Origin of the sequence: Cytobacillus eiseniae, assembly GCF_017874625.1 — a bacterium.
Taxonomy (GTDB): domain Bacteria; phylum Bacillota; class Bacilli; order Bacillales; family Cytobacillaceae; genus Cytobacillus; species Cytobacillus eiseniae.
Window position 1 is genome coordinate 1 of the sequence record NZ_JAGIKZ010000047.1, and the last position, 8,059, is coordinate 8,059.

General features: G+C 38.2%; 9 protein-coding genes and 1 other RNA gene. 3 read left to right on the forward strand and 7 right to left on the reverse strand.

From position 1 onward, the window contains the following. Window positions 1–281: 281 nt before the first annotated feature. The 7 genes from J2Z40_RS19460 to tadA form a co-directional block, all read right to left on the reverse strand. Window positions 282–545, reverse strand: coding sequence for a pro-sigmaK processing inhibitor BofA family protein (locus tag J2Z40_RS19460; protein ID WP_066398922.1), 264 nt, complete (start codon window positions 543–545; stop codon window positions 282–284). 84 nt (window positions 546–629) lie between these two features. Next, complete coding sequence (locus J2Z40_RS19465; RefSeq protein WP_066398920.1) at window positions 630–848, reverse strand: YaaL family protein; 219 nt, start codon at window positions 846–848, stop codon at window positions 630–632. 42 nt (window positions 849–890) lie between these two features. Then, window positions 891–1,487 (reverse strand): recombination mediator RecR, encoded by a 597-nt coding sequence (gene recR, locus J2Z40_RS19470; protein ID WP_066398919.1) that lies wholly within the window; start codon window positions 1,485–1,487, stop codon window positions 891–893. 203 nt (window positions 1,488–1,690) lie between these two features. Further along, window positions 1,691–2,011 carry a YbaB/EbfC family nucleoid-associated protein gene (locus J2Z40_RS19475; RefSeq protein WP_066398918.1) on the reverse strand — a complete coding sequence of 107 codons (321 nt, stop codon included), beginning with the start codon at window positions 2,009–2,011 and terminating at the stop codon, window positions 1,691–1,693. 23 nt (window positions 2,012–2,034) lie between these two features. Continuing rightward, window positions 2,035–3,732 carry a DNA polymerase III subunit gamma/tau gene (gene dnaX / locus J2Z40_RS19480; protein WP_066398913.1) on the reverse strand — a complete coding sequence of 566 codons (1,698 nt, stop codon included), beginning with the start codon at window positions 3,730–3,732 and terminating at the stop codon, window positions 2,035–2,037. A 123-nt stretch (window positions 3,733–3,855) separates the two neighbouring features. Further along, window positions 3,856–4,121, reverse strand: an RNA gene (ffs, locus tag J2Z40_RS19485) — signal recognition particle sRNA large type. A 78-nt stretch (window positions 4,122–4,199) separates the two neighbouring features. Continuing rightward, a complete protein-coding gene (gene tadA, locus J2Z40_RS19490) occupies window positions 4,200–4,730 on the reverse strand; it encodes a tRNA adenosine(34) deaminase TadA (protein WP_066398911.1) in 531 nt (176 codons plus the stop codon). Window positions 4,731–4,907: 177 nt separating this feature from the next. Here tadA and J2Z40_RS19495 point away from each other — a divergent pair, with 177 nt between their 5' ends. The 3 genes from J2Z40_RS19495 (at window position 4,908) to J2Z40_RS19505 (ending at window position 7,725) form a co-directional block, all read left to right on the forward strand. Continuing rightward, window positions 4,908–6,191: a glycosyl hydrolase family 18 protein gene (locus J2Z40_RS19495; protein WP_066398909.1), complete on the forward strand. Its 1,284-nt coding sequence runs from the start codon at window positions 4,908–4,910 to the stop codon at window positions 6,189–6,191. A gap of 227 nt (window positions 6,192–6,418) precedes the next feature. Continuing rightward, on the forward strand, window positions 6,419–7,060 hold the full coding sequence (locus tag J2Z40_RS19500) for a deoxynucleoside kinase (protein ID WP_066398907.1): 642 nt from the start codon (window positions 6,419–6,421) through the stop codon (window positions 7,058–7,060). Beyond that, window positions 7,057–7,725 (forward strand): deoxynucleoside kinase, encoded by a 669-nt coding sequence (locus tag J2Z40_RS19505; RefSeq protein WP_066398904.1) that lies wholly within the window; start codon window positions 7,057–7,059, stop codon window positions 7,723–7,725. Before J2Z40_RS19500 ends, J2Z40_RS19505 begins: the two co-directional genes overlap by 4 nt. The last annotated feature ends 334 nt before the right edge of the window (window positions 7,726–8,059 follow it).

Genomic DNA, 8,059 nt, shown 5'->3' on the forward strand with positions numbered 1-8,059 from the left:
ATCAAACTCTCCAATAAAGAGTTGATTAGCTCTAAAATAAAAAATAAGTTTAAACGTTGACGTTTTTTGTTCGTTCAGTTTTCAAAGAGCAATTTATTATTTGTCGTAAGCAAGCGACCAATCTAATATAACATTTATCTCAATCACTTGTCAACAACTTTTTAAAAATATGTTTCATTAGGTTGTTGTGACGACTTTTAATATATTATCACCAATATAAAGGACTGTCAACACTTTTTCCTTTTTTATAGGACAGCCTTTTTAAATTAGCTGTCCCTTTATTAAATGACCCATGTTTGAATAGCTACTAATGCAAATAAACCAGGGATTCCTAGAAACCCAGAGATACCAGAAGTAATAAAATTAATTGGTACATGGATACCGAACTGATTACCAAATGTATTAAGAAAGAAAAGAAACAATGCACCAATTAGTAATTTGATGACACCTTGTCCAACAAACTTTATTGGCTTTATAGGAGCGCCTAATAGTAGAAGCACGACTATTAATCCCCCTAAAATAGATATAACGATAACAGGTTCCAAAATAATAACCTCCTCACAGGATACTTGTACTATATATTTATGTTATTTACGTACAAAAAAGACCTAAAGGAGGTAGGACATTATTTACTTTGAAACGGTAATATTCCTTTTTCTTACTTCCTTAAATAGAAAGAAATACTTCATTTCAGCAATTTTCGTCTGGCATTCCGCTTCAATGGATGGATCAAAGCTCTTTTCAATTAACGTTTTTTGACTAATCCAAGAATCTTTTAATTGATTTGTCTTATCTAGCAGCTTCTCATCAAATTCCTTTCGCAGCCAACCTTTTTTTCGAAACAACATTTTCTCTGCCCCCAAATTTTAATGAGTAAAAGCATCTAGAATTTATACATCTCTTCGACCTTCCAGCGCTTTAGATAAAGTTACCTCGTCCGCATACTCTAGATCTCCGCCAACAGGGAGACCATGAGCAATCCTTGTTGCACGAATACCAGAAGGCTTTATAAGTCTAGATATATACATTGCTGTAGCTTCTCCCTCGATATTAGGATTTGTCGCAAGAATTACTTCTTGAACTGTATCATCCTGGAGCCGCTTTAAAAGACTCGGTATATTTATATCTTCTGGTCCTACTCCGTCCATTGGGGAAATAGCCCCTTGAAGAACATGATAAAGGCCATGATACTCCTTCATCTTTTCCATCGCAATGACGTCTTTCGGATCTTGAACAACACAAATAATACTTCTATCCCTTTGTTTATCTTCACATATATAACAAGGATCTTGATCGGTAATATGACCGCAGACAGAACAATAGGTCAAATTCCTTTTTGCATTGACTAATGCCTTTGCGAAATCTAATACAGTATCTTCCTTCATACTTAATATAAAAAAAGCCAGACGAGCGGCCGTTTTCGGGCCGATACCTGGCAATTTCATAAAGCTGTCAATCAGCTTTGATATCGGTTCAGGATAATGCATATCTATTCCTCCTAAGAAAAGCGCAAGCACCTTTGTCATCATCTAATAAAACACAGAAGATCCAACTCTCTCGAAAAAGATGATTTAAATAAGTCGAGCTTATTGATGTCAACTCAACAGAGAAAGAGGATCCGAAGTTTAATAAGCGATAGGCGCAGGAGCCAGAAAATTCTCTAACTCCATATCTTTTTAAGAAAAACTGTTTAGAACATTCCTGGAAGATTCATACCTTTAGTAAATTGACCCATCGTATTATTCGTTAATTCATCCGCTTTTTTCAGTGCATCATTTGTTGCGGCTAAAACAAGATCTTGAAGCATTTCGATATCTTCAGGATCAACTACCTCTTCCTTTATATTCACTTCTAGTACTTCTTTATGTCCAGAGACGATTACAGACACCATTCCGCCTCCAGCAGTGCCTTCAATTCTTTCTTCGCCAAGCTTTTCTTGAGCGTCAGCCATTTTCTTTTGCATTTTTTGCATTTGTTTCATCATATTTTGCATATTTCCCATTCCACGCATATTCTTGTTCCCTCCAAAAGTATTTAATCTTTAATTTCTACTAAGTTCTCGCCAAATAATTTCTTCGCCTCAGCAACTAATGGTTCTTCTTCGATTAAGTGTATATCCTCATTCGATTCATCCCCATGCTGTGATTGTAAAAAATCTTCTCTAATTTTTTGCCACTGATCATTAGGTACTCCTGCAACATGCATTCTTTTCCCTATTAATTCATTTAAGATATTTGTGAGTGTATCGAGAAACTTCGTATTTTCCATAGCCATTTGGCAATGAATTTCATATCTAAATTTAATAATAAACGAATTTTGTGAAGCAGCAACAGGCTCAGCATCATTTAATAAAGCAGCTTGTGAGCGCATCTGATTATGGACTAGACGATTAATCATCTCACCCCATTGCCCCTTTATAATGGCTAAGTCACCTTTTGTTGCCTGCTTTAAAATCTCATTGACTTTCCCAACAGGGACTTGGAACCCTCTTCTCGAGCTTCTTTGAGGCTTCTTTTCTACAATTGGCTGAGCATCGTGATTAACAGCTACACCTAGACGTTTTATTTCATTTATTTCATTTTCAAGATCAGATATTTTTTTGAGCAAAGGCTGAATATCCTCTGAAGAGGGAATTTGCGATTCCTTCTGATCAATTTGACATAGCTTAACAATAGCTACTTCAAGGAAGATTCTTGGGTGATTTGTCCACCGCATATCTTGCTGCGCTTTATTCAAGAGCTCAATTAGTTCATAAAGCTCTTCTGGCTTGATTTTATTAGCAATTGATTGAAAATCCTCATCAAGCATGACTCGTTCGAGTGATTCTTCTAAACGTGGTGCCGCTTTATAAAGGAGAATATCTCGATAATACAATATAAAGTCCTCTATAAACCTTGATGGATCCTTTCCTTGAAACAATAGCTCATCAAGAAAACTTAAACCTGCCGCTGCGTCCCGATCTAAGATCGCATTTGCCAATTTATTAAGAAACCCTTGTGAAACAGCACCAGTAACCGTTAATGCATCCTCTACGGTTACCTTATCCTGACTAAAAGAGATTGCCTGATCGAGTAAACTTAAGGCATCCCGCATTCCTCCGTCAGCTGCTCTAGCAACAACATGCAATGCCTGATCCTCACATTGAATATCTGTCTCATCAACAATAAGCTTCATTCTGCCCACAATTGCCTGGGCTGTAATTCGTTTAAAGTCAAATCGCTGACACCTTGAAATAATTGTAAGAGGGATCTTATGTGGTTCAGTTGTTGCCAAAATAAAAATGACATGCCTTGGTGGTTCTTCCAATGTCTTTAATAATGCATTGAAAGCGCCAATTGAAAGCATATGTACTTCATCCACAATATAGACTTTAAAACGAACTGATGTTGGTGCATACTTCACCTTATCCCTAATATCCCGAATTTCCTCCACTCCATTATTTGAAGCAGCATCAATCTCGATGACATCAGGAATTGAGCCGTCTGTGATTCCTTTACATGAAGAACATTCATTACAAGGCTCATTGATAGGTGATCGTTCACAGTTTACAGCTTTTGCTAAAATTTTTGCTGCACTTGTTTTCCCTGTCCCACGAGGACCTGAAAACAAATAAGCATGTGAGATTTTTTGTTGAAGCAAGGCGTTTTGCAATGTCTGTGTTACATGCTCCTGTCCAACAACATCAATGAAGCTTTGAGGCCGCCAAACACGATATAAAGCTTGATAACTCATTGACACGCCCCCTTCCTATATACTCATCAACTATTATAACGTATCCTTATTCTTTTTTAAAAGAAATCAAACAAAAAACTCATCTCAAGGCTGAGATGAGTTTTATTTATTATAGTTAAACTGCCGTGCACCTTCCTTCGACTAATTCCCATAAGCGTTACTTAAGCAGTTAGCTCGGCCCAGGTAACCCTGCGGCACATGAGAGTGTCCACTTAATGCTGCTTCCTTCCGGACCTGACATGGTTCATGGATTCCCATTGCGCAGGACCCAGGCGTCAACACCACTTACTTAAGGCAGACCCTACAGGAAATTAGCCTCAGGAAGGGATTCAGTCTCGCTAGAGCGGATTGCGAGTTACAGGGCACCGCTACCTCCCCACCTAGCACGACAAAATTGAAACCATATTTAGTTACGCCATTAAATGACGTAATACAAGTATACTAATATCACTTATAAAAATCAATGCCTATTCACTGTCAATTTCTGTATCCCTCTCTTGTTGCTGCTCCCTACTTTTCTTTTCTTCCTTTTTTCGTTTCCGCAAATCTTTGAAAAAGGAGGATAACAGCTCACCGCATTCTTCCTCCATTAATCCGGATTCCAATTCACATTGATGGTTGAAGCGATCATCTTGAAGAAGATTCATAAGTGTCCCTGCACAGCCACCCTTCGGATCAGCCGCTCCGTACACCACCCTTTTTATACGTGAAAGCATAATCGCACCCGCACACATTGGGCATGGCTCAAGTGTCACATAAAGAACTGCATCCTCTAATCTCCATGATCCTACTGACTGGCATGCTTGGTCAATCGCCAGCAATTCAGCGTGGGCTAGTGCATTTTGATTAGACTCTCTTAAATTATGAGCTCGAGCAATGATTTCTCCATTTAAGACAACCACTGCACCAATTGGCACTTCCATTCTTTTTTCTGCCTTTTTTGCCTCTTTTATTGCTTCAAGCATATATACATGATCTGTAGTTGGATTGATCAGCATGCATCCCATTCCTTTAATTTTGCCATTTTCTTTACTTATAGTATAACTTTCGTATTTTCTCTATTGAATTATATCATTTCTTTTTTCTCCCATTCATAAAATGGTTGTAGTGAGTTCATTTTGTTGATGGCTTTTAGTATAAAAATAGTCTATTTGTATTTATTAGGAGGCGATAGTTTGCAGATTCATGTGATTCAACCAAATCAATCATTATTTGGGATTGCGCAAGCCTATGGTTCAAGTATCGATGATATCGTAGAGGCAAATGAACTTCCAAATCCAAACCAACTTGTCGTTGGCCAAACCCTTGTAATCCCAATTGTAGGGCAATTTTACTGGGTGCGTTCTGGTGAAAGTCTGTATTCAATTGCAAATAAATTTGGACTTTCCTATCAGGAGCTTGCCTCTATTAACAGAATCCCAGTCAATCAATCGCTTCCAATTGGTTTTCGCTTATATATTCCACCAGCCCCAAAAAAAAATGCAGAATTCAATGCATATGTAGAACCTAGAGGAACAACAGTTGCCCCCAATTTAGAAACGAGCGCAAGAGAGGCAGCTCCCTATTTAACATACTTAGCACCCTTCAGCTTCCAGGCTCTTCGTGACGGTTCATTAAAGGAACCGCTGCTTAATCAATTTCCCGCCATTGCTCAAGCAAACAATAATGTATTAATGATGGTCATTACTAATCAAGAAAATGACCAATTTAGTGATGAACTTGGTCGAATCCTGCTAAATGATATCCCTATACAAGATCGATTTTTAAATAATATTGTGGCCACAGCCAGGAAGTATAACTTCAGAGATATTCATTTTGATTTCGAATTTTTGCGGCCAGCCGATCGGGAAGCCTACAACCAATTTTTAAGAAAAGCTAAAGCCCGATTCCGGCAAGAGGGCTGGCTTATTTCAACTGCGCTCGCCCCAAAGACAAGAGCTGATCAGCCTGGACTTTGGTATGAAGCACATGATTATAAAACACATGGAGAAATTGTAGACTTTGTTGTTATTATGACCTATGAATGGGGCTATAGCGGCGGCCCTGCAATGGCTGTTTCTCCAATTGGACCTGTTAGGGATGTCATTGAATACGCATTAAGTGAAATGCCCTCAACAAAAATTATGATGGGACAAAATTTATATGGGTATGACTGGACATTGCCTTTTGTTCAAGGAACAACAGCTAGAGCTGTTAGCCCACAACAAGCCATTCAGCTTGCCGCCGACAATCAAGTAGCCATTCAATACGATTATACTGCCCAAGCCCCATTTTTCAACTACACAGATAACGAAGGGAGACAACATGAAGTATGGTTCGAGGATGCTCGCTCCATCCAGGCAAAATTTGATTTAGTAAAAGAATTAAATCTCAGAGGAATGAGTTACTGGAAGCTCGGCCTTGCTTTTCCACAAAATTGGCTCTTAATCACAGATAATTTCAATGTCGTAAAAAGATAAGTAAAACCATTGGAGTCTTGTCGTACTAATTCACAACTAATTCTATCCTACTTAATCAACAACAGCTGTCCATCTGTGCAGCTGTTGTTTCATTTTTTCCAAATGAATTTCCTTATCCCTCCTACGTGATAGTATGTTAAAATATTTTTTGTGTCACTAGAATTTAAACTGATTGATACAAAGAGATAAATAGAAAGAACAAAGATCCAATAGTAGGAGGATATTCTATGGGGGGAACACCATTTATCACTGTGGAAGGACCGATTGGTGTTGGCAAAACATCTCTAGCCAAAGCGGTAGCTGAACAGTTCCAATTTGCATTATTAAAGGAAATCGTCGATGAAAATCCATTCTTAGGTAAATTTTATGAAGATATTGAAGAATGGAGCTTCCAAACTGAAATGTTTTTCCTCTGCAATCGCTACAAACAACTCGGGGACATTAACAACCACTTTTTAGCCCAAAATAAGCCTGTCGTTGCAGATTATCATATCTTAAAAAATTTAATTTTCGCAGGTCGCTCACTTCATGCAAATGAATACCAGAAGTATTTAAAAATCTATGAAATTTTAATAAACGATATGCCGAAACCAAATGTAGTGATCTATCTACATGCTAGTCTTGATACACTTTTAACCCGCATTAAATTAAGAGGACGAGAAATTGAAAAAAATATCAGTCCCCTTTACTTGGAACAATTATCCATTGATTATGAAAAGGCAATGAATGATTTTGAATTGAAGCATCCTGATATTCCAGTGCTGCGCTTCAATGGCGATGAATTAAATTTTGTTAAAAATAAAGAAGACTTAACTTATATCCTTGATACATTGTCGACATTATTGAAAAAGAGGAGCATTCAATCATGAACCTAAGAAATAAATATGAGATTCCAGCCAATGCTGTCATTACAATAGCTGGAACAGTCGGTGTTGGAAAATCAACCATGACAAATGCACTTGCTAAAGCCCTTAATTTTCGAACTTCCTTCGAAAAGGTTGATACCAACCCATACTTAGACAAGTTTTATGCAGACTTTGATCGCTGGAGCTTCCATTTACAAGTCTATTTCCTTGCCGAGCGCTTTAAAGAGCAGAAACGCATTTTTGAATATGGCGGCGGATTTATTCAAGATCGTTCGATATACGAAGACACTGGGATTTTTGCTAAAATGCATTATGAAAAAGGCACAATGTCACAGGTTGATTATCAAACATACACAAGTCTATTTGATGCGATGGTCATGACACCTTACTTCCCACACCCTGACCTTCTCATCTATCTTGAAGGATCTCTAGACGATATTCTCTCTCGAATCCAAGAACGCGGGCGGCCAATGGAACAACAAACACCGATTTCCTATTGGGAAGAGATGCATAAGCGCTACGAAGACTGGATTAACTCATTTAATGCATGCCCTGTCTTACGTCTGAACATTAATGATTACGATATTATTCAGCATGAAAATTCAGTTGAACCTGTTATAGAACGTATTTCAAGCTTTTTACAACAAACACAACTATTAAAAAAATAGTCGCCAAATTTGGCGACTATTTTCTTTTAATTAAGAGGCTCTGCAGCGCCTTGATCAGCCTCAGGCATAGCACAAGACGAGCCTCACTAAAAAGGTGTCCTTTACCGATCTTTAGAGGATTGGCTTGTGACCTCGAGGTCGACAAAAACGCGACGTCCTGTCGCATTGTCGACACTAGTATGTCCTGTACGTCGGGGATAGGTGCTAGAGCTGGACGCAGAAATTGCCGCTATGTGATCCACACCATTCAAATTTATAATTTTGTATGAAAACACTTTTTGGCTAGAGGGCACTACTGAATAAGGCCCTTCATCTTCAATTTTTTTGAAGGACT